We start from the raw sequence: 26,447 nt of genomic DNA, 5'->3' as shown, positions 1-26,447 counted from the left end.
GGCGTGATCAGGCAGGCTGAGACAAGCTCAGCCGAGCAGCTCATTGGCCTGCTTGACGATATTCTCGACCGTAAAGCCAAAGTGCTTGAACAGCTCGTCTGCCGGGGCCGACTCACCGTAGGTAGTCATGCCAATGACGCGCCCTTCCAGACCAACGTACTTGTACCAGTAGTCGGCGTGGCCCGCTTCGATGGCAATGCGCTTGGTCACGGCTTTGGGCAGCACGCTCTCGCGGTAGTCGGCGTCCTGACCGTTGAAGCGGTAAGTAGACGGCATGGACACCACGCGCACGGCCTTGCCCTGCTGCTCGAGCGTGGCCGCGGCTTCCATGGCCAGCGCCACTTCGGAGCCGGTGGCAATCAGGATCAGCGCGGGCGTGCCGTCGCAATCCTTCAACACGTAACCGCCGCGCTGGATGGCGGCCAACTGGGCCTTGGTGCGCGGCTGGTGCGGCAGGTTTTGACGCGACAGTACCAGCGCAGTGGGGCCGGAGTGACGCTTGATGGCCGCATCCCAGGACGCCGCCGTCTCCACCGCATCGCAGGGACGCCAGGTGTTCAGGTTGGGCGTGGTGCGCAGGCTGGTGAGCTGCTCGATGGGCTGGTGGGTCGGGCCATCTTCGCCCAGACCGATAGAGTCGTGGGTGAACACGTAAATGGCCTGCTGGCCCATCAACGCCGCCATGCGTACGGCGTTGCGCATGTACTCCATGAAGATCAGGAAGGTCGCGCCATAAGGAACGAAACCACCGTGCAGGGCGATACCGTTCATCACTGCGCCCATGCCGAATTCACGCACACCGTAGTGCAGGTAGTTGCCGCTGGCATCTTCGGGAGTGATCGCTTTGGCGCCCTTCCAGAACGTCAGGTTGGAGGGCGCGAGGTCAGCGCTGCCGCCGAGCAGTTCCGGCATTTGCGGGCCAATCACGTTCAGCGCTTCAAACGACGCTTTACGCGAGGCAATGCTTTCGCCCTTTTCCTGAGCCTGCTGCATCAATGCTTCGGTGGCCAGCTCCGTGGGCAGCTGCGCTTTCATGCGGCGTTTGAACTCACGAGCCTGCTCGGGGAATGCTTCGGTGTAGCGAGCGAAGCGGCCTTCCCACTCCTGCTGGCGAGCTTTACCCGCTTCGCGAGCATCCCAGGCGGAGTAAATGGGCTCGGGAATGTGGAAGGGAGCATGCTCCCAGCCTAGCTGCTTGCGCGCCAGCGCTACTTCATCATCACCCAGCGGTGCGCCGTGGGCTTCTTCTTTGCCCTGCTTGTTGGGCGCTCCAAAGCCGATGATGGTTTTGCAGATGATCAGGCTCGGCTTGTCGTCCTGGCTTTTTGCCAGCTCGATGGCGGCTTTGACTTCTTCAGGTTTGTGGCCGTCGACGTTGGGCACCACGTGCCAGCCGTAGGACTCGAAGCGCTTGGCGGTATCGTCGGTGAACCAGCCTTCGACTTCGCCATCGATGGAGATGCCGTTGTCGTCGTACAGGGCAATCAGCTTGCCCAGCTGCTGGGTGCCGGCCAGGGACGCCGCTTCATGGGAAATGCCTTCCATCAAGCAGCCATCGCCCAGGAAACACCAGGTGTGGTGGTCAACGATGGTGTGGCCAGGGCGGTTGAACTGTGCGGCGAGGGTTTTCTCGGCAATGGCAAAGCCGACGGCGTTGGCGAAGCCCTGGCCCAAGGGGCCGGTGGTGGTTTCGATGCCGGGAGCGTAGCCGTACTCAGGATGGCCTGCCGTGGGCGAGTGCAGCTGGCGGAAGTTTTGCAGCTGTTCCAGGCTGAGTTCGTAACCGCTCAGGTGCAGCAGCGAGTAGAGCAGCATGGAGCCATGGCCGTTCGACAGCACGAACCGGTCGCGATCGGCCCACTTGGGGTCTTCGGGGTTGTGCTTGAGGTAGTCATTCCACAGCACCTCGGCAATATCAGCCATGCCCATGGGGGCGCCGGGATGGCCAGACTTGGCCTTCTGAACGGCATCCATGGAAAGGGCGCGAATGGCATTGGCCAGCTCAAAACGGGACGGCATGGGGTGCTCCTCGCCTGAAAACGGAAAGAATAAAGGCGCTATTGTCGCTGACTTCCTCGGCGGCGGCAAATTCTCGGGGTGCGTTCTGGGAAGAACCCCCAACAGCGTGTAGACTCTGCCTCCCGAAGTAGTAGTGAAAAGGCTCTGCTTCTATATACGGGCAGGGATCCTCCTGCCATGATTTCCTGCTGATGCTGCGGTCATAACGAAGCAGCCGTCATACAGAGGGTCGAGTGCGCGATGAGCGAATATTCCCTGTTTACCTCCGAGTCCGTTTCCGAAGGTCATCCTGACAAGATTGCTGACCAGATTTCTGATGCGGTGCTGGATGCCATTATCGCCCGTGACAAGCAGGCGCGTGTTGCCTGTGAAACGATGGTGAAGACGGGTGTTGCCATTATTGCGGGTGAAATTACCACCTCGGCATGGGTCGATCTCGAAGCGCTGGTGCGTGATGTGATCACCGATATCGGCTATACCTCCTCACAGGTAGGCTTCGATGGCGCCACCTGTGGCGTGATCAACCTGATCGGCAAACAGAGTGTGGATATTGCTCAGGGCGTTGATCGCACCAAACCCGAAGATCAAGGGGCGGGTGACCAGGGCTTGATGTTCGGTTACGCCACCAACGAAACCGACTCCTTCATGCCGGCCCCTATTCACTACTCCCATCGCCTGGTCGAGCGTCAGGCCGAGCTGCGCAAGCATGGCCTGCTGCCCTGGCTGCGTCCGGATGCGAAGAGTCAGGTCACCTTCCGCTACAATGCCGAAGGCCAACCCTGTGGCGTGGATGCCGTGGTGCTGTCGACCCAGCATGACCCTGAAATCGACCAGGAAGACCTGCGCAAGATGGTCAAGCGCGAAATCATCGAGCAGGTGATTCCCGCAGAGTGGCTGGATGCGAATACCCAATACCATATCAATCCGACCGGCAAGTTCGTGATCGGTGGCCCAGTGGGCGACTGTGGTTTGACGGGGCGTAAAATCATCGTCGATACCTACGGCGGCATGGCCCGTCACGGCGGTGGTGCGTTCTCGGGCAAGGATCCGTCCAAGGTAGACCGCAGCGCGGCCTACGCAGGCCGTTACGTGGCGAAGAACGTGGTTGCTGCAGGCTTGGCCGACAAGTGCGAGATCCAGGTGTCTTACGCTATCGGCGTGGCAGAGCCCACCTCCGTGTCGATCGACACTTTCGGCACAGGCAAGATCGACGATGCGAAAATCGTCGAACTGGTGCGCGAGCATTTTGACCTGCGCCCCTACGCGATCACCACCATGCTCGACCTGCTGCACCCGATGTATCGTCTGACCTCTGCCTACGGCCACTTTGGTCGCGAGCCGTTCGAGCATAGCTACCGTTGGACGGACGACAAAGGGGAAGAGCATACCGAGACGTTTACGGCGTTCCCTTGGGAGAAAACCGACAAGGCCGACGCGCTGCGCAAGGCGGCTGGTTTGTAAACACGGATTGGCTCGATGCTGTCCTCACGCCCCTGGCTTACCGCCAGGGGCGTTTTTGTTTGGGCTGGCAGAACCGAGGATTGCGACGCGAATGATTTGCGCTTATATTGCGATCGCGCGTAAATGAGTATCAGTCTCTATACGGCGCTGCCTATGACGCCTCTACCCATCGTGATGAGTGATCCATGATACGTCTTCTTGCTGTGACCGGATGTTGTACCCTGCTGAGCTTGGCATCGTTCTCTGCCTTGGCGGAAAGCACGCAGTATCCTTTGACGCTGAACAACTGTGGCGTTGAGGTCACCTTCGACCAGGCACCCGAGCGAGCCATTGGCCTGGGGCAAGCCAGTGCCGAAATCATGCTGTTGCTCGGCCTGGAAGACCGGATGGTGGGCACTGCCTTCTGGCCGAACCAGGTGTTGCCGCAGTTGGCCGAGGCCAATGCCAAGGTAGAGGTATTGACGGTCGAATTTCCTACCTTCGAGTCTCTTCTGGCCAAGGAGCCGGACCTCGTGACGGCGGCCCTGCCTAGCCTGATAGGCCCCTCCAGCAGAGTGGCCTCCCGGGAAGACTTCGACAGCGTGGGGGTGGCGACTTACCTGTCTCCCAATACTTGCGTTGCCGAAGAGGCGGCCCAGGACAAGTTCGGCTACGGCAGTCGCGACCAGCGCTGGAGCATGGACGGCCTGTATCAGGAGATCAATGAGATTGCCCGAATCTTCGACGTCAACGACCGAGGCCAGGCGCTAATCGAGGATCTGGAGCAGCGTGAAGCCGCCCTGCGGGCCGCCACCCCCGAAGGTCGCGAACCGCTCTCTTTCGTCTTCTGGTTCTCCAGCCCGTCGCCGTCTGCGGACGCTTATCTTGGCGGCAAGAACGGTGCCTCCGGCTTTATCGCCGACGTGTTGGGCGGTACCAATGCCATCGACGCTGATGCGGAGTGGCCAGCCCTTGGGTGGGAAAGCATCATCGCGTCCGACCCGGATGTCATCGTGGTCGCCCGCGTCGATCGTAATCGCTGGGATCTGGACAACGCAGAGGCCAAGATCGAGTTCCTCAACTCGGACCCCGCCACCCGCGAAATGAGAGCGGTGCAGAACGGAGCCATCGTGGTCATGGATGGCCATGCCATGGATCCGACGGTGAGAACGATCTTTGGGGCTGAGCAAGTGGCGGAACAGCTCGAGGCGCTGGGTCTGAGATGAGCGCCACCCTTGGCATGCCGCAAATAGCTGAGCGTCTGCCACGCCTGGTGTGGGTAGCAGGCGTGCTGCTCAGCTCGTTGCTGGTGATCGGGCTGGTCGTGGGCATCAGCGTCGGGATCGGCGATATGCCGATCCCGCTCTCCACGACCTATGCGGTGATCACCAACAAGCTCGGTTGGACGTCCTTCGAACTCAATCGCATCCACGAAGCCATCGTCTGGGATTACCGCTTGAGCCGGGCGCTGGTGGCGGCCTTTTGTGGTGCGGGTCTGGCACTGGCTGGCGCCATCATGCAATCGATGCTGCGCAATCCGCTGGCAGAGCCTTATGTGCTGGGTATCTCTGCCGGAGCATCCACCGGGGCTGTGCTGGTCGTCATGCTGGGGCTGGGCGCTGGCGCGGTGTCGCTATCCACGGGGGCGTTCGTGGGCGCCTTCGCTGCTTTTCTGTTCGTGGCGCTACTCTCGAACGGGGCGCGGGGCGGTGCCGATCGCACGATATTGGCCGGGGTCGCGGCCTCGCAGCTGTTCAACGCGGTGACCTCCTATTTCGTTACCACCGCTGGCAATGCCCAGCAGGCCCGAGACGTGATGTTCTGGCTGCTTGGCAGCTTCGGTGGCGTACGCTGGCCTGATTTTTTGCTGGTGTCGGTGGTGGTCGGGCTGGGGCTGGTGGCCTGCCTATGCTATGCGCGGGTGCTGGATGCCTTTGCCTTCGGCGATGAGGCTGCCGCTTCGCTGGGGGTCAACGTCGGCCGAACGCGGCTCGTCCTGTTCGCCCTTACCGCCGTCATGACGGCGGCCATCGTCAGTATGGTGGGCACGATCGGCTTCGTGGGGCTGGTGGTGCCTCACGCGGCCCGCTTCGTGGTCGGGCCACGCCACTCACGGCTACTGCCTGCCTGTGCCATGGTGGGGGCAATTTTCATGGTCTTGGCGGACATTGCCTCACGAGTATTGATTCCCCAGCAGTCCCTACCCATCGGCGTCGTCACGGCACTGGTAGGCGTACCGTTCTTTGCGGTCATTCTTTATCGGTTGCAGCGCACATCATGAGTATCAAGGCCGAACATCTGATCTGGAAAATTGGCCCTAAAACGGTGATCGATGGGGTCTCCTTCGAGGCCGAGCCGGGCAAGCTGCTGGGCTTGCTGGGCCCTAATGGTTCCGGCAAGACCTCCCTGCTACGGTTGCTGGCGAGGCTCAAGAATCCTCACGCCGGACGAGTTCTGCTGGACGGCCAGGACCTCGCCACCTATCGGCGTCGTGCCATCGCCCAGCGAGTTGCTTTCATCGAGCAGCACGCCACCACCAACGCCAGCCTCAAGGTCATCGACGTGGTCAAGCTGGGGCGCTTTCCCCACCGCACGATGCTCTCGGGGTGGACCCGTGAAGACGATCGAGCGGTCAACGAGGCACTCGAGCGTACCGGCATGAGTGGGAAGCGCGATGATGCCTGGCAAAGCTTGTCTGGCGGTGAAAAGCAGCGTACCCATGTGGCGCGGGCACTGGCTCAATCCCCCAGCGAGCTGATCCTCGACGAGCCGGCCAACCATCTCGACGTGCAGCACCAGATAAGCCTGCTGCGGTTGATTTCCAGCCTGCCGATGACCAGCATCATCGCGCTCCATGACCTCAATCACGCCGCCATGTACTGTGATCGCCTGATCGTCATGCAAGCGGGGCGGATCGTTGCCTCAGGCACCCCTCAGGACGTATTGACCCAGCGCCTGCTGCGCGAGGTCTTCTCCGTCGATGCCCACATCGAAACCTCCCCGCATCATGCGCGTCCGCATATCCATTTTGCCCGCTAGCGGCAGCCCCGGCGCTGATGTTGCGTTGTTGCATCACGCCCAGTTTGAGTTAAGTTAACGTTAGTACGGTGGTTCAGGCGCGGTGGTGCAGGCACCGATGGCTTTGCTGATCATCAGGGGGGCGGCGATGGGGTGGCGGTGGATATTCAGAGCAGGGTGGCTGAGTGGCCTGTGCGCTCTGGCGCTGACGGCGCAGGCCGAGGAGTGCCCGGCATGGCCACAGGAGCGCCTTGTTCAAGAGCGCCAGACGCTGGCCGAGCATATCGCGCTGTGGGACCGTGCCTACCATGACGCGGGTGAGTCGCTGATTGCCGATGAGCTTTACGATCAGGCGCTGGCGAGGCTGGCGCATTGGCAAACCTGTCTGGACGATACCACGCCCCACCGTCCCCTGACCCGATCCACCCGTAGCGATGGCACGGTGACTCACGCGGCTCCACAAACCGGGCTCCACAAGGCCGACGAGGCCGGAGTGCGGCGTTTTACCAGTCGTCGCCAGGGGCTATGGATCCAGCCCAAGGTGGACGGTGTAGCGGTGACTTTGCGCTATCGGCAAGGGGAATTGGTCGAAGCGGTCAGCCGCGGCGATGGGGAGCGCGGCCAGGACTGGACCGAGCGCGTTCGGCAACTGCCCGATGTGCCTGCTTCGCTGCCCGAGCCGCTATCGGCGGTGTTCCAAGGCGAGCTCTATTGGCAGCTTGATCGGCATATCCAGTCGCAAGCTCCCGAGATTGGCGCGCGCGGTGCGGTGGCCGGGGCCATGGCGCAGCAGGCACCCAGTGAGGCGACGCTTTCCCGCGTAGGCTTGTTCGTGTGGGATTGGCCCGATGGGCCTACCGAGATGACGGAGCGGCTGGCGCGACTGACGGCACTGGGGTTCGATACGGCCGAGTACACGCACCCGGTTGCGGGCCATCAGCAAGCGGCCGAATGGCGCGAGCGGTGGTTCAACGAGCCGCTGCCCTTCGCTACCGATGGCGTGGTGCTCAAGCAGGCCGAACGCCCTGGCATTCGTCACTGGTCGGCGTCGCCTCCGGAGTGGGCCATCGCCTGGAAATACCCCGCGCAGCAAGCGCTGGCCCAGGTGCGTGGTATCGAGTTTCGGGTGGGGCGCACTGGGCGAGTGACGCCCGTGTTATGGCTGTATCCCGTGAGCCTGGAAGGGCGCAGCATTCGTCGTGTATCGCTAGGGTCGCTTGAGCAGTGGCAGGCCTGGGATGTTCGCCCAGGAGACCATGTGGCCGTGACGCTGGCAGGGCTGACGATTCCTCAAGTCACCAGCGTAGTCTGGCAGAGTGCTGAGCGGGCGCCGCTCAGTGTGCCATCGCCAGCGCGTTATGATCTGTTGAGTTGTCTGACGCTGACCCCAGACTGTGACGCCCAGCTATTGGCACGCCTGACCTATCTGGGGAATCAGCTGGGCATGCGCGGCATCGGCGAAGGCACCTGGCAGGCCTTGATACGTGCCGGGGTCGTGACGGAGCTGCTGGGCTGGCTGGCGCTGTCGGAGGCGCAGCTGCAACAGGCCCATGGTATTGGCCCCGCCACGGCCGCCTCGCTGGCGGCACAGTTTGCGGCGGCACGGCAGGCGCCCTATGCCGCCTGGGTACGTGCGCTGGGCGTACCGCCGGGCGGCAGCGCCGAGCTGGGGGAGTGGGCAACGCTGGAAGGGCTCTCCCGCGCCGAGTGGCAGGCCCAGCCTGGGGTGGGCCCCGTCCGAGCCGAAGCGCTAGTGGCGTTCTTTGGCCATCCCGAGATCCAGCGGATGGCACGTCAGCTCCAGCAAGCGGGTGTGGAGGGCTTCTAGGCTGTGTATGAAAAGTAGGCGAGCGAAGACCAGACAAGGCAAAAATCGGCGAAAAAACGGAGTTTACATGCTGTAAATGAGTATTTTGAGCCGATTTTTAACGCCGTATGGTCGAGCACAGCCAGTTTTCAGGCAGAGCCTAGGCCAGCCCGGTCAGGTAGAGCATCATCCCCAGATAGAACGGGATCAGCAGTGGCGCCAATAGCGTCGTGGTCAACACGGCCAGGGCGCCTTTTTGGGGCTGAATGCCCAGCTCCATGGCCACGACCACCACATTGGAGGCCATCGGTACCACCCCCAGCAACAGCAGCGCCATGGCCAGCTCCGGTGCCAGCGGCGTCAGCTGTTGCAGCACCAGCACGGCACCGACCATGACCAGTGGCCACAGCACGTAGCGCAGCCCCACGCAGGCTGCCACGAAGCGCGTATCCCAGGCGGCCAGCGTCACCTGGCTGAGCGTCATGCCAATGATCATCATGCCCAGCAGGGTGTACGTGGCGGGAAAGACGGCCAGCGAGTTCATCATGGGCTCGGGGAGCACTACACCCAGCGAGCTGAGCAGCAGGGCCAGCAGGAAGGCATAGACCAGCGGCAGGCGGGCAATCTTGATCAGACTCTGGCGCACTGAGAAGTGCCCTCGCGCGCTCAGGTAAAAGCCCACGGTAAATTCATACAGGTTGATCCCCAGCATGCAGAACAGGTACAGCGTGACGCCCTCCGGCGGCAGCAAGATCAGCGCCACGGGCAGGCCGAAATAGCCGGTGTTGCCGGTGCCGGAGGAAAAGGCCAGCAGAGCACCCTCCTGGGGGCCGAAGCGATGGCGGGTCAAGCGATGTACCAGCAGCGCCATGGCGCTGACCAGCAGAAACATGGCCAGCGACAGGGTCAGATAGGCTGCCGTAGGGCCGCCGTTCATCAGCGCGCGGAAAATCGTCAGGGGAGCAATGAGATAGACCAGCAGCGTGGCAATCGGGCGGGGGTCGATCTTGAGCCGCTGGGCCGCAAGGAACCCTAACCCGACATAGCCCAGCAGCATCAACAGTGGCCCCATCAACGTAGCGGGTGCTAAATCCATTTCTCCTCCTTGAATGTTGTCTGCCGTTCAACATGAGCCGAATTGAAGATCGTGCGTGAAATCTTTCATTGGCCGCCACGCGGGTAAGCAGCGAGAATACCTCACATAATGATCACTTTGTTGTACTGCGAGGATACACCATGAGCAGCCAGGAACATCCGTTAGGTATCAGCTTCGAGTTTTTTCCGCCCAATACCGATGCCGGCCGGGAGAAGCTGATTCACGTGCGCGATGAGCTGGCCGCATGTAACCCTCGCTTCTTCTCGGTGACCTACGGGGCTGGCGGGTCCACGCAGGCGCGTACCCGCGATATCGTGCGTACCGTGAGTGAGAGCGGTATTACCACCGCCCCGCACCTTTCCTGTATCGGCAGCGAGAAAGCCCAGCTACGTGACCTGCTGGCCCAGTATCAGGCGGAAGGCGTGGATAGCCTGGTGGCGCTACGTGGCGATATGCCGTCTGGCATGGGCAGTATCGGCGAGCTGCGCTACGCCAACGAGCTGGTCGAGTTCATCCGTGCCGAAACCGGTGATCACTTCGATATCGCCGTGGCGGCCTACCCAGAATCTCATCCACAGGCTCCCAGCCTCGACAAGGATGTGGAAAACTTTGCCCGCAAGATGAACGCGGGCGCCAATATGGCGATTACCCAGTACTTCTTTACCGCCGATGCCTACTTCCACTTCGTGGACAAAGCGCGGGCGCTGGGTGTCGAGCAGCCGATCATTCCCGGCATCATGCCCATCACCAACTACACCAAGCTGGCGCGCTTTTCCGATGCCTGCGGTGCCGAAATCCCCCGCTGGATTCGCAAGCAGCTTGAAGCCTATGGCGATGACAGCGAGGCTATCGCGGCCTTTGGCACCGAGGTGGTGACGCGCCTGTGCGAGCGCCTGCTGGATGGTGGCGCGCCGGGACTGCACTTCTATACGCTCAATCAGGCCGCGCCGGTCATGAAGGTCGTCGATAATCTCACCTGACCTGCTGCCGATGTGACCCATCAAAAAAACCGACCTGCGCCCTCTGGCGCAGGTCGGTTTTTTTGATGGGGGTGCCACAGGCGCCGTGCGTGGAAGGCCCGGCTTGGAGAGTGGGCAAGGCATGGCTAACCACCGTATGATGCCTGCTCATTGAACCGTGACGGGAGCAGGAAACGATGTGGCTGATAGCTGCCATGTTCGCAGTGACCTATGTGGGAATGGCCGTGGGGCGGCTACCCGGTTTGCAGGTGGACCGTGCCTGGATAGCGCTCTCTGCCGCCTGTGTACTGCTGCTGACCGGCACCGTGAGCCTGGCGGACGTTGGTCAGCATATCGATGTAGGTGCCCTGGTGCTGCTGCTGGCGCTGATGCTGGTATCGGCACAGTTCGGCTTTTCCGGCGTCTACGGGCGTTTGTCTGCGCTGATCATGCGCCACGCCGAGCGTCCCAGCGTCCTGTTGCTGGGCGTCGTGCTGCTGGGTGGTGTGCTGTCGGCACTGCTGGTCAATGACATCGTGGCCTTTGCGATGACGCCGCTGCTCTGTCAGGCGCTGTTGGTTCGTGGCCTGGATCCTCGCCCCTATTTATTGGCGCTGGCGTTGTCGTGTAACGCAGGCTCGGCTGCCAGCCTGATCGGTAATCCGCAGAACATTCTCATTGGGCAGGTCGGCGGGCTCGATTTTTGGGCCTACAGCCTGCAGGCGCTGGTGCCTGCCGTTGCCGCACTGGGCATCACCTACGCCGTCATCTGGGCCATGTGGCGTCACCGCTGGGTGTTGAACGAGCCAGGGGCGGCACCTATGCCGCTGAGCGTGTCCCAGGAAAGCCTGCGTTATAAACCGCTGCTGGCAGCCATGGCGCTGCTGGTCCTGTTCTCGACCCCGCTGCCTCGCGAATGGTCGGCGCTCGCGGTAGCGCTGGTATTGATGATGTCGCGCCACGTCGCCAGCCACCGATATGTGCAGGCGGTGGACTGGAACCTGTTGCTGCTGTTCATGGGGCTCTTCATTGTCACCGGCAGTGTCGCTTCCTTGCCGGAGGCGGGGGTGTTGGTCAACCAGTGGCTGGGGGCGGAAGGTGTGCCGGATGACCCTTGGCGCATGGCCGGGATCTCTCTGGTGGCCAGCAACGTGATCGGTAACGTGCCTTTTGTGATCTTGCTACTGGGGCTGTTCCCGCAACTGCCGGAGGCCACGCTGGTCATGCTGGCGGTCATGTCGACGTTGGCGGGTAATTTGCTGCTGATTGGCAGTGTGGTGAATCTGATCGTGGCAGAGGGGGCTAGGAGGCAGGGCGTTCACCTTGGCTTTCTCACCTTTGCCAAGGCCGGTATTCCGGTGACGCTGTTATCGATGCTGGTAGCGGCTGGGTGGTTTGCATTAGGCGTGCGCTGACAAAAAGGCCGACTCTCATGAGTCGGCCTTTTGCGTTGATGGCTTGTCAGGCGGCGGTGGGAGCCGGTTTCGGTCCGTGCAGCTTGCGCTGCATCAAGAACATGGCCACACCGATACCTAGTCCGGCAATGTCGGTGAAGATACCGCCGTAGATCAGGAACAGCGCGCCGATCATCAGCACCAGCCGTTGCCATACCTGGATCGAGCCAAAGAACCATGCTTGTACCGTGGCCGACAGCATGAAGATACCGATCGACGCCGTAATCGCGACGCGCACGATCTGCAGCGGCGTGCCTTCCATCAGCATGGCAGGGCTATAGAAGAACATGAACGGTACGATAAAGGCCGCCAACCCTACCTTGAACGAGGTAATGGAGGTTTGCATGGCGTTATCGCCAGAAATACCGGCAGCGGCATAAGAGGCCAGTGCCACGGGCGGGGTGATCGCCGACATGACGGCGAAGTAGAAGACGAAGAAGTGCGCAATCAGCGGCTGAATGCCGATGTTGATCAGGCCAGGCGCCACGACGGAAGCCGCCACGGCATAGGCCGCCGTGGTGGGCATGCCCATCCCCAGCAGAATCGAGATACACATGGCGAAGAACAGAGCCAACAGTTGGCTCACGCCCGCCATGCCCAGCAGCAGCGACGAGAAACGTGCGCCCACGCCGGTCAGGGAAATGACGCCCACGATCAGGCCTGCACAGGCACACACGGCAATGATCTGGATCGACATGGTGCCTGCCAGCTGCAGGGCCTTGAGGATTTCACGAATGCCCATTTTGTTGGGTGAAATCCAGCTCACCACGGCAGCCGCAGCTGTGGCCAGAGTGCCCGCACGGATGACCGAGTACCCCATGAACAGGGCGTAGATCAGGATGATGATCGGCGCAAACAGGTACGCGTGACGGGCCAGTTTGCGGAACTGCGGGATTTCATCCTTGCGCATACCGCGCATGCCTTTCTTCGCGGCTTCCAGGTCGACCATGAAATAGACCGACAGGAAGTACAGCGCGGCCGGAATCAGCGCGGCAACGGCAATCTCGCGATAGGGAATGCCGGTGATTTCCGCCATGATGAAGGCACCTGCGCCCATGATCGGCGGCATGATCTGGCCGCCGGTCGAGGCAGCGGCTTCGATCGCCCCTGCGCTACGGCCCGGATAACCTACCTTCTTCATCAGCGGGATGGTCAGAGAGCCGGTGGAGACCACGTTGCCCGCTGAGGTACCGTTGATCATGCCCATCAGGCCAGAAGCGAAAATCGACACCTTGGCCGGACCGCCCCGCGAGCGCCCTGCAGCGGCAAAGGCGAAGTTGACGAAGTAGTCGCCCACTTTCGAGGCTTGCAGGAACGCTGCAAAAATAATGAACAGAATGATGTAAGTGGAGGAGACCGCCGTCGTTTGCCCGAGCACCCCGATATCGGTGTAGAGCTGGCTGAAGAAGCGGTTGACCGACAGGCCCGGGTAGCTCAGGAAGCCAGGCAGGTAAGGGCCGCCAAACACATAGGCCAGAAAAATGGCAGAAATGATGACCAGTGCATTACCTGCTACGCGGCGGGTCAGCTCCAGAATCAGCAGCGAACCGGCCATGGCGGCGTAGGTAATGCCAACCGGGGCAAAAGAGGTGCCCGTGGACATACGCAGTGGCGTATTGTAAACCGTGATCAGATAACCTGCGCTGGCCAGTGCGACGATCATCAGCACCAGGTCAGGCATGGAGAATTTGGAGCGCTCCTGGCGATAGAACCAGGACAGCAAGATAGCCCCTACCGTGGCGAGCAGCATCGGGTAGCCGAAGTGCCAGGTTTCCACGTGAGGGTCGATACGCATGGCGCCCCCGGAAAGGGCTTGCCACATCAGAAAAGCCTGTACCAGCGCGTAGCCTGCAGGCAGTAGCAGCGCGGCACCTAGCAGTGTCAGCCACTTGGGCGACTCATCGCTGGCGTCGCTGGCAAATCGTGCTCCAGTGAACAGACCAAAGCCAAGGATCAGGGCGCCTGCCACGTGAATGATCCGGTAGGTCCATGTTTCCATGGGAATCGCGTTCAGCGTAATCAGGTGAAACAGCGAGTAGGCGATGGCAACGCCGGCGAAAAGCATCCACTGCCAGCCGGTAAACAGACGACGGTTTGACTCGACGACCTCTTCGTCGACACCTTCGGCGAGTATGGCCTTGGCGTCCTGTTGCTCAACGGGGTCGCTAGCGGGTGCAGCCGGGTTGGGGCTGCCGGTGTTGTTGCTCATGGAGGTTACCCTTGGGATGGATCGTCAGCGAAGGTGCTTGGGTAATTCAGGAAGTGCTTATTCATGGCCAGAGCGGCAAGAGCCGACCCTGTAAAGAGTCGGCTCTTGTCCTGGTGCGTCAGCGCTTACTGGCGAATCATGTCGTCGGCAATGTCATAGCCGTTTTCATTGAACCAGCGAGCAGCACCGGGGTGGTAAGGCATGACCGTGTTGTACTTGACGTTCTCGGGAATGCTCTCTTCGGCACTGCGGTGGATAGACACCATCCGGTCGTTGTTTTCCATGGTGATGCGCGTGACTTCATACACCAGGCTTTCAGGCAGGTCACAGCCGGCAATGGCGAAGTTCCACATGGAAACAGCGCGGGCGTCTTCTTCCAGCGTTTCGTAAGTGTTGGCCGGAATCATGAATTCAGAGACCGGGAAGGCGTCGACGATCTTGGCCTGCTCTTCTTCGGTGAACTCGATGATGTTGACGTTAGTTTGAACTTCCAGCTGGCTGACGGCCGGGATCGGTACGCCCGCTGCAAAGGCAACGACGTCCAGCAGTCCATCCTGCAACTGGCCGCCCAGGTCAGACCAGCCGCCGTTACGGCGCTCGAAATTGACGCCCAGCTCTTCGAGGATGGCAGGGAAGTAAACGTCAGAGGTAGAGCCTGCGGGGCCAAAACCAATGCGCGAGCCGTCCGGAATCTCGGAAATGGAGGTAATGCCGGTGCTGGCCAGCGCGGTGATGGAGAATGGCGTCTCATACATCGGGAACAGGGCACAGGCGTTATCCATGACCACACCCGGTGCCAGCGGGCTACGGCCGTTCATGGCGTCATCTGCGGGGCCCAGTGTGGTCAGGCCGAAGGCCAGCTCACCCGCGTGAACCAGTGCCAGGTTCTGAGTCGGTCCACCGGTGACTTCACCACCGCCGGTAATGCCACCCAACTGGTCGGCAATCAGGTTAGCCCAGCCAGAACCGTAGATGTAGAAGGTGCCGCCCTGGCTGGCAGTACCTACGGTAAAGCTGGAGGGCCAGCCGTCACGATCAACTTCCGCATGGGCGGTGGTCGCAGCGACCAGCGCGCCGCCAGCCAGCAGGGCAAGAGACTTGGGCATCATATTACGCATGGCGAGATTTCCTAAGCTGTTATTGGGATTATCGTCTGGCATATCGAGAGTGTGGCCAGTGCTTGTTCTAATAAGCAGCTTATATAGAGCGATTGTCATGCCAATAGCTGAGTTTTTATTGGAATACAATCGCTTATAGAAATCTTATTCAACTTTGGTTGAAAGTCGCTCGATGCGTTATGGCTGGCTTTACGCACGAAAGCGAAAAATGAGTGTGCGGTTTTTCGCACACTTTTGATGGTGAGAACGATCTCTCTCGTAGCGACATCTCTGCGTCGCTACTTTGGTTTGCCGGGATCCAGAATACGCACCGGCTGTACATCCTGTACTTTTTGCTCGTCGCGTACCTGATTGACCCGAGTCACCAGCTCCGGCGATGTGTCATCCTCGATCGGCAGCTGTTCGAAGAAATCACAGCTGACGCATTCACGGTAGCGAATGCCATTCTGTTCCCAGGCACGAATACGATCCATGGCAGCGCAGCGTGGGCATGTGACCCCGGCAATAAAGCGTTTGATACTCGACATGACAAGACTCCCGATACGCGGCAGCAGGGCTGCCGCGCAGAGATAAAGGGTGGATCAGGCGGCACGAATACCGCTGTGGCGCAGCAACGGTGCCACACTGGGCTCGCGACCACGAAACGCGACGAACAGCTCGGCAGCATCGCGGGCGCCGCCCTGTTCAAGGATCTCTTCCTTGAAGCGCTGGCCGGTGGCAGGGTCAAAAATACCCGCTTCTTCGAAGGCGCTCCAGGCGTCGGCAGAGAGCACTTCGGCCCACTTGTAGCTGTAATATCCCGCCGCATAGCCCCCTGCAAAAATGTGGCTAAAGCTGTTCTGGAAGCGATTGAAGGGCACCACGGGAACCACTGAGGTGTGGCGGCGTACGTCGTCCAGCAGGCCTTGTACGTCGTCGGCGCTGGGAGCTTCCAATTCATGGTGCAGGCGCATGTCGAAGAGCGAAAACTCTATCTGGCGCAACATGCCCATGGCGGACTGGAAGTTTTTAGCCGCCTGGAGGCGCTCGAACAGTGCATCGGGGAGCGGTTCGCCGGTATCCACGTGTCTGGACAGTAGCGCTAGCCCCTCTTTTTCCCAGCAGTAGTTCTCCATGAACTGGCTAGGCAGTTCGACCGCGTCCCAGGCCACGCCGTTGATGCCGGAAACATCGGCGATGTCCTGCTTGGTCAGCATGTGGTGCAAGCCGTGGCCGAACTCGTGGAACAGCGTTGTGACTTCGTCGTGGGTCAGCAAGGCAGGTTTGCCGCCCACCGGGGCGGTGAAATTACAGGTCAGGAAGGCGACCGGCAGTTGCAGGCCATGTTCCGTCTGGCGGCGTACTCGGCAGTCCGCCATCCAGGCGCCTCCACGCTTGCCCTCCCGGGCGTAAAGGTCGAGGTAGAAACCCGCAATCGGCTTGCCTTGCTCGGTAATTCTGAAAAACCGCACATCGTCATGATAGCTGGCCACGCTGGCATCTTCCGCTACCTGTACGTTGTAGAGGCGCTCAATGACCTGAAACAGCCCGTTGACCACATGGGGGGCGGGAAAGTAGGGGCGTAACTGCTCCTGGGAGAGGTCATGGCGAGCCACGCGCAGCTTTTCACTGGCATAGGCGACATCCCATGGCTGCAGCGTGTCGAGCCCGAGCTCATCACGGGCGTAGGCGCTGAGCTCGGCAAACTCCTGCTGGGCTTGCGGCTTGGCACGCTGGGCCAGGTCTTCGAGAAAGTCGAGTACCTGGGTGGGGGAGTCGGCCATCTTGGTGACCAGCGAGTAGTCGGCGTAAGTATCGAAGCCGAGCAGGCGGGCCAGCTCCTGGCGCAGGGCCAGCGTCTCTTCCAGAATGGGGGCGTTATCAAACTGGCCTGCCTTAGGGCCCTGGTTTGAGGCGCGCGTCACAAAGGCGGTATACACTTCCTCGCGCAGTTCGCGGTTATCGGCATAGCTGACGATCGGAAAGAAGCTGGGGAAGTCGAGCGTGATGCGGTAGCCCTCTACGCCCTTTGCCTCTGCCAGTGCTTTCAGCGTTTCCAGAGCGCTTTCCGGCACGCCTGCCAGCAGCGTAGGATCAGTGATGTCCTTGTGCCATGCCTGTGTGGCATCCAGCACATGGTTGGAAAACTGATTGGATAGCGTGGAGAGACGCGCTTGAATGTCGCCGTAACGAGCCTTCTTGTCGGCTGGCAGGTCCACGCCCGCCAAGCGGAAGTCGCGCAGCGCGTTATCAACGGTGCGCCGTTGGGCGGTGCTCAGGTCATGCCAAGCGGAGCCTTCCTTGAGCGCCTGCCAGCCCTTGAAAAGCCCTTCATGTTGGCCCACCCAGGTGCCAAAGGCCGACAGCTTCTCCAAGCAGGCCTGATAGGCGTCACGCAGTTCCGGGCTGTTCATGGTGCTGTTGAGGTGCAACACCGGCGACCAGGCCTGAGACAGGCGGTCGTTCACGGCTTCCATGGGCGCGGCAAAGTTGTCCCAGGTAGGCGGTTGATGAGCGGCTTGTTGGGCAAGGCGCTCGATGGCGTCGCGACCCTCATCGAGCAGTTGTTCTACCGCGGGCACCACGTGTTCGGCACGAATGTCGGCGAAAGGGGGGAGCTCATGGCTCTCTAGCAACGGGTTGCGGGACATAGGCACCTCTATGGCGGCAGGTTGGTTCATGCGGGCGCGTAAAGCGTCCGTGGATAATGACACAGTGCGGGCAGCCAAGGTCAGTTTCAATGGCGGCATTGGCCTGGAGGCATGCGCCTGCTAGTCTTGCCGCCTTTTGATACGTCGAATCGAGTGCCACCAAGGCAGGAGCAGAAGATGAGTGAAACGCTGGAGCGTTGGGGGTCGAAGCGTGCCTTTATTCTCGCGGTGACCGGTGCCGCGGTAGGGCTTGGCAATATTTGGCGGTTTCCCTATGTGGCCGGGGAAAACGGCGGGGCGGCCTTCTTGCTGATTTACGTGGCGTTTGTCCTGTTGCTGGGCCTGCCCGTGATGATGGCGGAAATTCTCATTGGCCGCGCTGGCCGTCGAGGTCCCATGCAGTCACTGGGCGTACTGGCCACACAGGCGGGTGCCTCGCCCCACTGGCGCTGGCTGGGGCTGTTCGGCGCGCTGACGGTGTTTTGCATTCTGTCGTTTTATTCCGTGGTGTCTGGCTGGTCGATCGAGTTTCTGGTGGCCTCCATCAATGGCAACTTTGACGGGGCCAGTGCCGCCGAGATCGGCGCTGGCTTTGACGCCTTTCTGGCCAACCCAGGCTTGCTGATTTTCAACCATTCACTGTTCCTGTTCATGACCATGACGGTGGTGGCGGCTGGCGTCGCGAAAGGCCTGGAGCGGCTCAATAATCTCTTGATGCCGGTGCTCTATGGCCTGTTGGTGCTATTAGCCCTCTACGCCATGACCACCAGCGGCTTTGGGGCGGCGCTGCACTGGCTGTTCATGCCGTCTTTCGAAAACGTCACCGCGTCGGTGGTGCTGCATGCCATGGGACACGCTTTTTTCACCCTGGCCGTAGGGGCGTGTGCGTTGATGGCCTACGGGGCCTATATGCCGGATGAACAGAGCCTGCCGAAAGCCGCTTGTGCGGTAGCCGTGCTGGATATCAGCGTGGCGCTGCTGGCGGGTATTGCGATCTTTTCGGTAGTGTTTGCCCAAGGGATGGACCCGGCGGACGGGCCGGGGTTGATGTTCGTGACCCTACCCATTGCCTTCTCTGAGTTGCCCTGGGGCTCCCTGTGGCTGAGCGTGTTCTTTTTGCTGCTGCTGCTGGCGACGTGGACGTCAGCCATCAATCTGGCGGAGCCCATGGTGGCCACGCTGCAGGGCCTTGGCTGGCGGCGCAGCGTTTCCACGGCCGTCGTGGCGATCAGTGTCTGGCTGCTGGGGCTGCTGTCGGCCTTTTCCTTTTCTCACCTGGCGGAGTTTAGACCGCTGTTTGGGCGCAACGTGTTCGAGCTGGTCAGCAGTATCCCTCCGGACATCTTCCTGCCCATGGGGGGATTGTTGATTGCCATCTTCGCGGCCTGGGTAATGCCACAGCCCTTGGTGATGCGCACCCTGGGCGTGGGTGAGCGAGGCTTCCTGCTTTGGCAACGTCTGGTCCGTTGGGTCTCCATTCCGCTGACCTTCATCGTCCTGCTGGGTGGATTGCTATAGTGGTTCTTGTGTCACTAACAGGAGAGTCTTCATGAGCAATGCCTTACGCGCGTTTCACGCACACTCCCCTACGTTGGGCGAGCGTGTCTATATCGACCCGGCCAGTGTCGTGATCGGCAACGTCACTCTGGGCGACGACTGCTCGGTATGGCCCATGAGCGTGATCCGTGGCGATATGCACAGGATCACTATCGGGGCGCGCACCAGCGTGCAGGATGGCAGCGTGCTGCATATCACTCACGCCAGCGATTTCAACCCGGAGGGCTTTCCTTTGACAATCGGTGACGATGTCACCATCGGTCACAAGGCCATTCTTCACGGCTGCACGTTGGGTAACCGCATTCTGGTGGGCATGGGCGCCATCGTCATGGATGGCGCGGTGGTGGAGGACGAGGTGATTATTGCGGCGGGAGCGGTGGTGACACCGGGCAAACGGCTGGAAAGTGGCCATGTATATGCGGGCAATCCTGCCAAGCCGTTGCGGCCTTTGAAAGAGCAAGAGCGGGCCTTTTTCCCCTATACGGCAGGCAACTACGTCAAATTGAAGGACGAGTTTCTAGCACAGCAAAGTGGTTAGCCTAAACCTTTGGTAAACGGCAGCTTTTTTTATATCAGGCCGTGTTGTAGTCTTCGATAATCTGGTAATTTATCCAGTTTTTCAGAGTGCCACGACATGGCCAACTTTCGCACGCACATCACGGTGGCCGCCGCAGGCGGCACACTCATGGCCTATATGGGCTGGCAGGCGCAGTGGTGGCCCGCGTCGCAATCCTTGCTGATCATTGCGCTGGTTGCCTTCGGCGGCATCCTGCCCGACATAGACGCAGACCGCTCTCGCTCTATCCGTCTGATTTTCAACCTGTTGTCGGTGCCTACCCTGGTATTGGGGGTGTTGATGCTGCAGCCTTGGTTGACGCCTGGACTGCTGCTGGTGGCTTGTGGCGGTATCTATTTCTCAGTGCGCTACCTGGCCGCGATTCTTTTCTCCAGATTGACCGTTCACCGAGGTATCTGGCATTCGCTGATGGCGGCAGGGCTGTGCGCCTTGGCGACGGCGGCGCTCAGCTTTCATCTGCTGGAGCAACCCGCCTGGTTGGCCTGGTCGCACGGGGCGGCAGTACTGATAGGTTTCATCATCCACTTGGGGCTGGATGAGCTGTTCAGTGTCGATCTGGAGGGGGCGCGGCTGAAGCGCTCGTTTGGTACGGCGCTCAAGCTGGGTGACAGCCGGCGCCCTCTCTCCAATCTATTGATGCTCATTGCCATGCTGGTGTTGATACCCTGGGTGCCGCCCTGGGGAGTGCTGCTGGAGTTGATGCATCAGGGATCACTGCTGTGGCGATAATCGTCAGCACTCAAACCGTGTTTTTTGAGTTTGTCGTAGAACGTCTTGCGCGGGATGCCCAAGTGGCGACACACCTCCGTTACGCGGCCATGGTGGCGCGCCAGTGACTGGCTGATGAGGCTCTTTTCGAACAGTTCTACCTGGCGCGGTAGCGATGGTTCATGGGTATCTGCGGCGACGCCCTCCAGCAAGGCGTCCAGACGATAGTCGAAAGCCGCACCCAGCAAAACGTAACGTTCTGCCAAGTTGCGCAGCTCGCGCACGTTGCCTGGCCAGTCGTGGGCCAGCAGGGCGGCAATGGCCGGGCTGTCCAGCGTCGGCGCTTCCAGCCCGCTACGGTTGGCGGCGACCACGGCAAAGTGTTGAAAAAGGAGCGGGATGTCTTCTCGCCGTTCGCGCAGGGCGGGCAGGGGCAGAGTGACCACATTGAGGCGGTAGTAGAGGTCTTCGCGAAACAGCCCGTCGTCGGCGGCCACCTTGAGATCCACTTTGGTGGCGGCAATGACGCGAATATCGAGCGGCACGGCTTCGTTGGCCCCCAGGCGTTCGACGCTGCGTTCCTGCAGTACGCGCAGCAGTTTGACCTGCAGCGCCATGGGCATGGACTCGATCTCGTCCAGAAACACCGTGCCGCCGTTGGCATGTTCGAACTTGCCGATACGCCGCTCCACGGCCCCCGTGAAAGCGCCTTTCTCGTGACCAAACAGCTCTGATTCGATGGTGTTTTCCGGCACGGCGCCGCAGTTGATGGCCATGAACGGATTATTGCGGCGGGCACTGCGTTCATGGATCGCACGAGCCACCAGATCTTTCCCCGTTCCAGTTTCGCCAAACAGCAAGACATCGGCCTCTACCTGGCTGATGCGCTGGATCATGGCTGCCAAGCGCGAAATGATTGGCGTGCGGCCGACCAGGCGAGGCCCGAGTGCTGCGTGCTGGACTTCGAGTTCGGCTTTCAGGCGCAGGTTTTCCAGGCTCAGCTGGCGCTTTTCGATGCCGCGTCTGACGACGTCCAGCAGTTGATCGCCCGCAAAAGGCTTTTCCAGAAAATCCCATGCACCGGCGCGCATCGCTTCTACCGCCGTCGAGATGTCGCCATGGCCGGTGATCAGAATGATCGGCAGGGTGGCATCGCGATGGTGTAGTTCATGCAACAGGGCCATGCCATCCATGCCAGGCATGCGGATATCGCTGACGATGACGCCTGGAAAGTCGTCGGGCAACGCTGCCAACGCTTGCTCTGCGGATTCGAAGCAGTAGGGGGTGTAGCCGGCCAGCTCCAGGGTCTGGCTCGCGGTGATACGCAGGTGTGGCTCGTCGTCGATCACCATGACCGGCAGTGTCGACGGTTCATGCATGGTTATTGTTCTCCGTTACTCTCTGCAGCTCGCTGGGGGGCGGCACACGCGTGCGCGGCAAGGAGATCGTGAAGCACGCGCCTCCCTCGGCTCGGTTGCTGGCCTGCAGCTTGCCGCCCAAGTCTTCCATGATACGCGATGAGATGGAAAGTCCTAGCCCCAGGCCGCTGCCTGGTGCCTTGGTGGTGAAAAAGGGCTCGAAGATTCGCGAGACATGTTGTTCGGCGATGCCGGGGCCATTGTCGATGACATGGATATGCACGTGATGGGGCGTGGCCTCGGCCTGCAGTGTGAGTGTGGGCTGGGCGGCGTCTTTCATTGCCTGAATGGCATTGCCAATCAAGTTGACGATGACCTGTTCCAGGCGTACCAGATCTCCCTCTACCCATAGAGTCTCGGACGGCCACTGCGGCGTGACCTGGATATTGCCATCGCGCAGGCGGCTATGAAACAGCCGGAGGGCGTATTCGATGCAGGCCTGAACAGAGATGGTTTCGTGCCGTTCGCTGCTCTTGCGAGAAAATTGCCGTAGCTGAGCACTGATGTCGGCCATGCGCTGGGTCAGCTCGACGATTTGCGCCAAATTGGCATCGGCTTTCTCGATGCGCGTCAATTCGATGAAGCGGCGCGCATTTTCAGCATAGGCGCGGATGGCGGCCAGCGGCTGATTGAGCTCATGATTGATGCCTGCCGCCAGCTGGCCCAATACGGCCAGCTTGGCGGCTTGTATCAACTCGTTCTGGGTTTGCTGAAGATTGGCTTCTGCCCGGCGGCGCTCTTCGATTTCATCGGAAAGGCGTTGATTGCTGGCCACCAGATCGCGTGTTCGACGCTCCACGCTGGCTTCCAGCTCATCGCGCGCGCGCGCCAGAGTCTGTCGTTCACGTTCGGCAAAGGCTTCCCGCTCTCGGCGTAGCCGTAAACGTTGCCAGCCGATGCCCGCGCCCAGTGCAACGACGCCATAGAGGCCTCCTGCCATCAAGGCGGCCACCCATTGGGCGCTGATCACCGAGTTCAATGGCTTGAGAATATGCATCTGCCAGCCAAATTCCGGTAGCGGTCTCGTCAAGCTGAGGTAGCGCTCTCCCTGCAGCGGGCCATGGGCAAAGCTGACAAGGTAGCTGTCGGGGCCATAGGGGGCCTCTACCTCGATGCCGGAGGGGTCGAGCGGCTCGATGGCATAGCGACGCGTTGCGCGAAGGCTTTCGCGCTGCGCTTCGTTGAGGGGGTAAAGCGCATTCATGCGCAGCTCGGGTTGGCTGGCCATGAAAATGATCGAGTCGCTGTCCGTGACAAACAGCTCCGCATCTTGCTGTGCCCAGCTCTCTTCGACCTCATCGAGCAGCACTTTGATGACCAGCACACCATCCGGTGTAGCGTCGGGTGACGTATCGTCCAGCCATACGGGGGCAGAAAAGAAGTATCCCCGCTCCAGCGACTGCGTACCCAGACCGTAAAAACGCCCCTGCCCACCGGCAATGGCATCGGTGTAATAACTGCGGAAGGCGTAGTTATGGCCAATGAAAGTATTGGGGCGATGCCAGTTGCTGGCCGCAATGGTGTAGGCGTCGCGATCCAGCAGATAAACGTCCGACACACCTGCCGTAAAGCGAAAGCGGTCCAGCAGCAGGTTCAGCGACATGGGGTCCTGACCTTCGTGCGCAGCCAGGAAACGCTGGATGCCTTCTCGGGTAGAGAGCATTTGGGGCAGGTAATCATAACGGGACAGGTAGCCCGTCAAGTTGGCTGCCGATAGGCGCAGTTCGTTTTCAGCGTCGTCACGCAAATTGCCAAGCGCTTGCTCTCGCGCCAGCTGTGCGGCTTGCCACATGCAGAGCGCAAGCCCCATCGGCAGGATCAGCAGCCAGGCAAGCCGCCAGCGTGGGCCGGATGAGCTCATGCGGAGGTGCGCGTGCCTTGGGCACGGCGTAATGCGCGCTGAGCGCGGGTTTCCGCGCGGGCCATTTCGAGTAACCCCTCTTCCACATACACCAGATGTTCATGAGCGCGGGCTCGGGCATCTTCTGCGCGGCCATCCAGGATGGCATTGAGAAGCGCTCGGTGCTGCTTCATCAACTGTGAGCGGGAGTCTGGCTTGGCAAACAGGTGCGCCAGATTATCCACGATACTCTGCTCCAGGAGATGGAAGATACCGCGAATGGTGTGCAAGAGCAGGACATTGTGCGCTGCTTCGGCAATCGCCAAATGAAACGCGGCGTCCAGCTTGGCTTCCTGTGCAGGGTCGGCGCCGACGAAACCGCCGTCCAACTCCTCGAAGCGCTGTATCAGCACGGCTTTGTCGGCGGGTGTCGAGCGCAGTGCAGCATAGTAGGCCGATATGCCCTCCATGGCATCGCGAAACTCCAGCAGATCCAGGTGAAACTCCTTGTGGCGGGAAAGCATTTCCAGCAAGGGGTCGGTATAGCCGCTGTTGAGCGTCTCGTTGACGAAGGTGCCGCCGCCTTGGCGACTGCTCAGTAACCCGCGGGCAGCCAATTTCTGAATGGCTTCTCGCAAGGAGGGGCGGGATACGCCAAAACGCTCAGCCAGTTCTCTTTCAGGGGGCAAGCGCTGCCCGGGTTTCAGGCTTCCTTCCAGAATCATGCCTTCAAGGCGTTCGGTAATCACATCGGCAAGGCGCTGCTGGCGGAGCGGCGGGTAAGACATGAACAGTAGCTCCAATAATTGGTAAGACCAAGAATAAGCAAATTAAGTGTTCTGCTCAAGCGTAGGTAGTACATCAATCTCGTCGGAAATTGGCTCTTTGAACTAAAGTATGGTGGGCGTTGAGGCCGTGATTCATGTTTTATGTTTGACACGATAGACAGGCCTCTCTAATGTTGTTTCTGTTTTTTTGTAAATTGGTAAAACCAATTTATATTCTGGCTAAAGTGCTGGCATGCCAAAGAGTCGTAGGTACGCAAGTGCATGTAAGCATGGCTTTTTTGCTGACGTAACAATAACAGCGCAATTTCTCCACAGGGTGCTTCATGATCATTTCTGCCTCCACGGACTATCGCCAGGCTGCCAAGCGTCGCCTTCCACCTTTCCTTTTTCATTATGCGGATGGAGGGTCGTACGCAGAGCACACTCTGCGTCGCAACGTGGATGACCTGCGTGATGTTGCGCTACGTCAGCGGGTGCTGAAGGACATGTCCTCGCTTTCTCTGGAAACCGAGCTGTTTGGTGAAAAGCTTGCCATGCCGCTGGCGCTGGCGCCGGTAGGGCTGGCAGGTATGTATGCGCGGCGGGGTGAAGTGCAGGCTGCCCGAGCGGCCAGCAAAAAAGGCGTGCCCTTTACCTTGTCGACTGTGTCGGTTTGTCCGATTGCCGAAGTGGCGGCAGCGGTCGACCGGCCCATCTGGTTTCAGCTCTACGTCCTGAAAGACCGTGGGTTCATGAAGCATGTGCTGGATCGCGCCAAGGAGGCTGGCGTAAAGACGCTCGTCTTTACCGTGGATATGCCAGTGCCCGGAGCGCGTTATCGTGATGCTCACTCCGGCATGAGCGGCAGGCACGGCCCGACACGGCGTATTCTGCAAGCGGCGTTGCATCCCTTGTGGGCCTGGGACGTGGGTGTCAATGGTCGTCCGCATGACTTGGGGAATGTGTCCGACTATCGCGGTAAGCCAACCGAACTCGAGGATTACATTGCCTGGCTGGGCAACAACTTCGATCCTTCTATCTCCTGGAAGGATCTTGAGTGGATTCGAGAGCAGTGGGATGGGCCCATGATCATCAAGGGCATTCTTGATGCGGAGGATGCGCGGGATGCGGTGCGATTTGGCGCAGACGGTATCGTGGTATCCAACCATGGCGGTCGTCAGCTGGACGGCGTGCCGTCCACGGCGCGTGCCCTGCCTGCTATCGCGGATGCGGTCAAAGGAGACTTGGCGATTTTGGCAGACTCTGGGGTACGCAGTGGCCTGGATGTCGTCAGGATGATTGCCATGGGGGCGGATACAGTGCTTATTGGTCGGGCATTCATCTATGCGCTGGCGACAGCGGGAGAGGCTGGCGTGACCCACCTGCTCGAGCTATTTGAAAAAGAGATGCGCGTTGCCATGACGTTGACCGGGGCGCGTACCATTGCAGATCTCGGGCCTGAGTCGCTGGTGTCGAATGCTCTGCGGGTGCTGCCGCAAGAGTAGCTGTGGACAGCGCGGCCTGCGCCGTCAGGGCGCTAATAGATACAGTGCTGCAAGGCTGTGAAATTATTTTACAAAAGCCCTTGCCAACCCGGCAGCGAATCCGTAAAGTACGCATCCGCTGCCGGGGACGCCAAGCGTTACCAGCGGTGAAGAAGGTTGAAAAACCTTCGGTTTGTCAGGAAGTTAGCGTCATCTGTTGGTTAGATTGATCGTTTGCTTTACTCGCTGAAAACAGCCCTTGACAAACACCACGGAATGCGTAGAATACGCCTTCCTCGCTGAGGCAACACGGTTCAGGTCACCGAACCAGTCACAGCGAAATGAT

General features: G+C 60.3%; 20 protein-coding genes. 11 read left to right on the top strand and 9 right to left on the bottom strand.

Features of this window, described 5'->3' with window-relative positions; genetic code table 11:
• Positions 1 to 27 precede the first annotated feature (27 nt).
• On the bottom strand, positions 28 to 2,019 hold the full coding sequence (tkt, locus tag IE091_RS17010) for a transketolase (RefSeq protein WP_189464203.1): 1,992 nt from the start codon (positions 2,017 to 2,019) through the stop codon (positions 28 to 30).
• Positions 2,020 to 2,259: 240 nt separating this feature from the next.
• Between tkt and metK the strand changes: the two genes are divergently transcribed.
• The 5 genes from metK to ligB all read left to right on the top strand — a co-directional run bounded on the left by metK (position 2,260) and on the right by ligB (position 8,305).
• Positions 2,260 to 3,480 (top strand): methionine adenosyltransferase, encoded by a 1,221-nt coding sequence (gene metK / locus IE091_RS17005; RefSeq protein ID WP_016915659.1) that lies wholly within the window; start codon positions 2,260 to 2,262, stop codon positions 3,478 to 3,480.
• A gap of 185 nt (positions 3,481 to 3,665) precedes the next feature.
• Positions 3,666 to 4,685: an ABC transporter substrate-binding protein gene (locus tag IE091_RS17000; RefSeq protein WP_189464202.1), complete on the top strand. Its 1,020-nt coding sequence runs from the start codon at positions 3,666 to 3,668 to the stop codon at positions 4,683 to 4,685.
• A complete protein-coding gene (locus IE091_RS16995; protein WP_229800878.1) occupies positions 4,682 to 5,740 on the top strand; it encodes a FecCD family ABC transporter permease in 1,059 nt (352 codons plus the stop codon). The genes IE091_RS17000 and IE091_RS16995 overlap by 4 nt, the downstream gene beginning before the upstream one ends.
• Positions 5,737 to 6,498, top strand: coding sequence for an ABC transporter ATP-binding protein (locus tag IE091_RS16990; protein WP_189464201.1), 762 nt, complete (start codon positions 5,737 to 5,739; stop codon positions 6,496 to 6,498). The genes IE091_RS16995 and IE091_RS16990 overlap by 4 nt, the downstream gene beginning before the upstream one ends.
• Before the next feature lie 127 nt (positions 6,499 to 6,625).
• Positions 6,626 to 8,305, top strand: a complete 1,680-nt coding sequence (gene ligB / locus IE091_RS16985; protein WP_189464206.1) for an NAD-dependent DNA ligase LigB — start codon at positions 6,626 to 6,628, stop codon at positions 8,303 to 8,305.
• A 139-nt stretch (positions 8,306 to 8,444) separates the two neighbouring features.
• Here the strand turns inward: ligB and IE091_RS16980 are convergent, their stop codons facing one another.
• Positions 8,445 to 9,380, bottom strand: a complete 936-nt coding sequence (locus IE091_RS16980; RefSeq protein ID WP_016915664.1) for an AEC family transporter — start codon at positions 9,378 to 9,380, stop codon at positions 8,445 to 8,447.
• 140 nt (positions 9,381 to 9,520) lie between these two features.
• On the opposite strand from IE091_RS16980, the gene metF reads away from it, so the two are divergent.
• Entirely contained in the window at positions 9,521 to 10,360 is an 840-nt protein-coding gene (gene metF, locus IE091_RS16975; RefSeq protein ID WP_189464200.1) for a methylenetetrahydrofolate reductase [NAD(P)H], read from the top strand.
• A gap of 176 nt (positions 10,361 to 10,536) precedes the next feature.
• On the top strand, positions 10,537 to 11,754 hold the full coding sequence (locus tag IE091_RS16970; RefSeq protein WP_189464199.1) for an SLC13 family permease: 1,218 nt from the start codon (positions 10,537 to 10,539) through the stop codon (positions 11,752 to 11,754).
• 46 nt (positions 11,755 to 11,800) lie between these two features.
• Here IE091_RS16970 and IE091_RS16965 read toward each other — a convergent pair whose 3' ends face one another.
• The 4 genes from IE091_RS16965 to prlC form a co-directional block, all read right to left on the bottom strand.
• Entirely contained in the window at positions 11,801 to 14,002 is a 2,202-nt protein-coding gene (locus IE091_RS16965) for a TRAP transporter permease (RefSeq protein WP_189464198.1), read from the bottom strand.
• A gap of 125 nt (positions 14,003 to 14,127) precedes the next feature.
• Positions 14,128 to 15,120: a TAXI family TRAP transporter solute-binding subunit gene (locus tag IE091_RS16960; RefSeq protein WP_189464197.1), complete on the bottom strand. Its 993-nt coding sequence runs from the start codon at positions 15,118 to 15,120 to the stop codon at positions 14,128 to 14,130.
• A gap of 278 nt (positions 15,121 to 15,398) precedes the next feature.
• Positions 15,399 to 15,647 carry a YheV family putative zinc ribbon protein gene (locus IE091_RS16955; RefSeq protein ID WP_096921702.1) on the bottom strand — a complete coding sequence of 83 codons (249 nt, stop codon included), beginning with the start codon at positions 15,645 to 15,647 and terminating at the stop codon, positions 15,399 to 15,401.
• 54 nt (positions 15,648 to 15,701) lie between these two features.
• Positions 15,702 to 17,750 carry an oligopeptidase A gene (gene prlC / locus IE091_RS16950; RefSeq protein WP_189464196.1) on the bottom strand — a complete coding sequence of 683 codons (2,049 nt, stop codon included), beginning with the start codon at positions 17,748 to 17,750 and terminating at the stop codon, positions 15,702 to 15,704.
• A 177-nt stretch (positions 17,751 to 17,927) separates the two neighbouring features.
• Here prlC and IE091_RS16945 point away from each other — a divergent pair, with 177 nt between their 5' ends.
• The 3 genes from IE091_RS16945 (at position 17,928) to IE091_RS16935 (ending at position 20,613) form a co-directional block, all read left to right on the top strand.
• Entirely contained in the window at positions 17,928 to 19,268 is a 1,341-nt protein-coding gene (locus IE091_RS16945) for a sodium-dependent transporter (protein ID WP_100731983.1), read from the top strand.
• 31 nt (positions 19,269 to 19,299) lie between these two features.
• Positions 19,300 to 19,845: a gamma carbonic anhydrase family protein gene (locus IE091_RS16940; RefSeq protein WP_189464195.1), complete on the top strand. Its 546-nt coding sequence runs from the start codon at positions 19,300 to 19,302 to the stop codon at positions 19,843 to 19,845.
• Between the two features lie 96 nt (positions 19,846 to 19,941).
• On the top strand, positions 19,942 to 20,613 hold the full coding sequence (locus IE091_RS16935) for a metal-dependent hydrolase (RefSeq protein ID WP_096921700.1): 672 nt from the start codon (positions 19,942 to 19,944) through the stop codon (positions 20,611 to 20,613).
• Here IE091_RS16935 and IE091_RS16930 read toward each other — a convergent pair.
• The 3 genes from IE091_RS16930 to IE091_RS16920 are packed head-to-tail and all read right to left on the bottom strand — an operon-like array spanning position 20,589 to position 24,638.
• Positions 20,589 to 21,971, bottom strand: a complete 1,383-nt coding sequence (locus IE091_RS16930) for a sigma-54-dependent transcriptional regulator (RefSeq protein ID WP_039183597.1) — start codon at positions 21,969 to 21,971, stop codon at positions 20,589 to 20,591. The two genes, IE091_RS16935 and IE091_RS16930, sit on opposite strands and share 25 nt — an antisense overlap.
• Positions 21,964 to 23,871: a sensor histidine kinase gene (locus IE091_RS16925; RefSeq protein WP_189464194.1), complete on the bottom strand. Its 1,908-nt coding sequence runs from the start codon at positions 23,869 to 23,871 to the stop codon at positions 21,964 to 21,966. The genes IE091_RS16930 and IE091_RS16925 overlap by 8 nt, the downstream gene beginning before the upstream one ends.
• Positions 23,868 to 24,638 carry a GntR family transcriptional regulator gene (locus IE091_RS16920; RefSeq protein ID WP_189464193.1) on the bottom strand — a complete coding sequence of 257 codons (771 nt, stop codon included), beginning with the start codon at positions 24,636 to 24,638 and terminating at the stop codon, positions 23,868 to 23,870. Before IE091_RS16920 ends, IE091_RS16925 begins: the two co-directional genes overlap by 4 nt.
• A gap of 323 nt (positions 24,639 to 24,961) precedes the next feature.
• Here IE091_RS16920 and lldD point away from each other — a divergent pair, with 323 nt between their 5' ends.
• The gene (gene lldD, locus IE091_RS16915) at positions 24,962 to 26,122 is read left to right on the top strand and encodes an FMN-dependent L-lactate dehydrogenase LldD (RefSeq protein ID WP_189464192.1); all 1,161 of its coding nucleotides are present in this window, start codon (positions 24,962 to 24,964) and stop codon (positions 26,120 to 26,122) included.
• Positions 26,123 to 26,447: the final 325 nt, after the last annotated feature.

This window comes from Vreelandella hamiltonii, from assembly GCF_014651775.1.
GTDB lineage: Bacteria > Pseudomonadota > Gammaproteobacteria > Pseudomonadales > Halomonadaceae > Vreelandella > Vreelandella hamiltonii.
This window is presented reverse-complemented; position numbering and strand designations above follow the sequence as displayed.